The sequence below is a fragment of the Clostridium saudiense genome (assembly GCF_000577815.1).
In the GTDB taxonomy this organism is placed as follows: domain Bacteria; phylum Bacillota; class Clostridia; order Clostridiales; family Clostridiaceae; genus Clostridium; species Clostridium saudiense.
Genome location: NZ_CBYM010000080.1, coordinates 1 through 2,451, shown reverse-complemented (window position 1 = coordinate 2,451; position 2,451 = coordinate 1). Strand labels below are relative to the sequence as shown.

Below are 2,451 nucleotides of genomic sequence, written 5' to 3'. Positions count from 1 at the left end.
GTTTAATAGTTAGGGGAGGAAAATATGAAAAAGGTATAAAAGAAGGAAGAGGTAAAATGAAAATAATTAATAAGGGTTTTAGGGTATTAATATTAACTTTAATATTAATATTACCTAGTAGTAGTATTAAGGCATTCAATCATGAAAATATTGATGTAAAATTAATAGGACATAGGGGTGCAAGTGCATATGAACCAGAAAATACAATTCCCTCTTTTGTGAAAGCAGCAGATCTTGGAATGTGGGGAGCTGAATGTGATTTGTATTCACTTAGGGATGGAAGTCTTATTATATTCCATGATAATGATGTTGATAGAATGACAAACGGTGTTGGTAAAATTCAGAGTATGAGTTTAGTTGAGGTTAAGGCACTAAATATTGATAGTGGAAATAATATTAAAAAGTATAAAAATTTAAAGATACCTACTTTAGATGAATATTTAATTTGCTGTAAAAAAAATAAGTTAGTTCCAGTAATTGAGTTTAAGGATATAAATGTTAATAATGTAAAAGAAGTTGTGGATAAGATTAAGGGGCATGGACTAGAAGATGAATCTATAATAATTTCAACATCATATGAATGGATAAAATATATTAGACAGTATAGTTATAAGATTCAATTTCAATATTTAAGTGATATAAGTTTAGAAAATATTAATTTATTAAAAGAGTATGGTAATTATGGAATAGATGTTAGAAAAGATAGAGTAACTGCTGAAAATGTACGTCTAGCCCATGAAAATGGAGCAGTAGTTAATGTATGGGATGTAAAGACTGAAGAAGAGGCTAATATGCTTATAGGTATAGGTGTAGATATGATTACTAGTGATTATAAATTAAAATAAAAAAATATAATTTATATGTATAATAACAAGAAAGCTTGTCAAGAATTAAAATAAATAATTCTTGGAGGTTAGAAATATGAATAAAGTTTCTTTAGTTGGTAATGTGGTAAATGATTTAGAGTTAAAAGAGTATAAGAATGATGAAGGTGAAGGAAAGTATGTTAGATTTACTTTAGCAATTAATGAGTACAGTGTTAGAAAGAATGAAAGAATTGCAACGTTTGTTGAAGTAGTAGCATTTGGTAAGAAGGCTGTAATATTGGCTCATAATGTTGGTAAGGGAAGTAAGCTAGCCGTTGAAGGGAAATTAAGAACTAGTAGTTATTTAAATAGTGAAGGTGAAAAGAAATACAAGGTAGACATAATATTAAGTGAATTTACTTTTATTGATAGTAAGAAAAAAGCTGTTAATGAAGTAATTCAGGAAGAAGTTCCATTTTAATATATAATAATGACATAATAAAACTTCAAATTTACTTTAGATTATTTTATAGAAAATAATTGTTGGTAAATTTGAAGTTTTTATTTTTGTTTATTAGGTTTATTTATATAGTTAATATTATTTTGTAGTAAATTCATAAATTGGTAACTATTGAACAGCGAATTTAAGTGGAGTAAAATATAAAGTAATATAAGGTCTTAAAAAAATTATTACTTTATAAGTATAAGAGTATATTATGAAAGAAAAAAGGGGTAGGGTACATATGAGAGTTGTAAAAAGAAATGGGAAGTTTGAAGATTTCCAAATACAGAAGTTAGAAAGAAGTATAAAAAATTCAGCAAGTGATATAAACATTGTTTTTAATAATTCAGATATAAAATTATTATGTAATGAAATAATGAAAGGATTGTCAATTGCATGTAAGGATAATGATCTTACGAGTAGCTATGAGATTGTGGGAGTTACTTTAAGTGTTTTAAAGAATAATAATTTTGGAAAAGTTATAAATAGTTATTTAGGTATATAATAATATGAAAAAGGTATCGCATCATTAATAATGCGATACCTTTTTTAGATGGTGCACCTAAAGGGATTTGAACCCCTGACGCCTGGATTCGAAGTCCAGCACTCTATCCAACTGAGCTATAGGTGCATAGAATATATTACTTATTATAATATTAAAAAATATAAAATTCTATAAAATTAGTTTTTTTATATAATATTTAGCAAATTTATTGATAAGCATATTATGTATATATAAGTTATAAATAGATAAAAATAACTATTGAAATGTAGAAAACAGAAAAAACACTATAGATTATACCATACTCTATACCTGGTGTATCAATAATAGAAAAAAAGAGAAAAATAACGAAAAAACATAGTAAATGATGAATAAATTTTAATAATTATACTTATAATATATTTGAGGCGGAAAAGCTGTGATAGAATAGTCCTTGTCCTTGAGGGAAACATTTAAGAACTGAAACAAGTTAAAAAAACTTGAAAAAATAAGTTCAAAAAAATGTTGACACGAAAGTGACAAAGTGATAAGATAAGGAAGTCGCTTGAGTGCGACACAATAAATGATCTTTGAAAATTGAACAGAATATAGTTAAAGTAAACCAGCAATTCTTTTGAGAGTCTTAAAACAAAGACTCAAGG

The 2,451-nt window shown here is 26.1% G+C and carries 3 protein-coding genes and 1 tRNA gene; 3 read left to right on the top strand and 1 reads right to left on the bottom strand.

Translation table 11 applies throughout. From position 1 onward, the window contains the following. The 3 genes from TY07_RS16980 to TY07_RS16970 all read left to right on the top strand — a co-directional run. Positions 1 to 845: glycerophosphodiester phosphodiesterase (locus TY07_RS16980; RefSeq protein WP_042403078.1), on the top strand; the 845-nt coding region annotated here is incomplete at its 5' end. Positions 846 to 921: 76 nt separating this feature from the next. Then, complete coding sequence (locus TY07_RS16975; RefSeq protein WP_042403076.1) at positions 922 to 1,287, top strand: single-stranded DNA-binding protein; 366 nt, start codon at positions 922 to 924, stop codon at positions 1,285 to 1,287. 262 nt (positions 1,288 to 1,549) lie between these two features. Beyond that, positions 1,550 to 1,813: an ATP cone domain-containing protein gene (locus TY07_RS16970; RefSeq protein WP_042403072.1), complete on the top strand. Its 264-nt coding sequence runs from the start codon at positions 1,550 to 1,552 to the stop codon at positions 1,811 to 1,813. A gap of 49 nt (positions 1,814 to 1,862) precedes the next feature. Here TY07_RS16970 and TY07_RS16965 read toward each other — a convergent pair. Next, positions 1,863 to 1,939, bottom strand: a tRNA-Arg gene (locus TY07_RS16965). Between the last annotated feature and the right edge of the window lie 512 nt (positions 1,940 to 2,451).

Bases quoted from the DNA above. Each gene is read 5' to 3' on its own strand.
- TY07_RS16975 (WP_042403076.1), top strand. From the start codon at position 922: ATGAATAAAGTTTCTTTAGTTGGTAATGTGGTAAATGATTTAGAGTTA.
- TY07_RS16970 (WP_042403072.1), top strand. From the start codon at position 1,550: ATGAGAGTTGTAAAAAGAAATGGGAAGTTTGAAGATTTCCAAATACAG.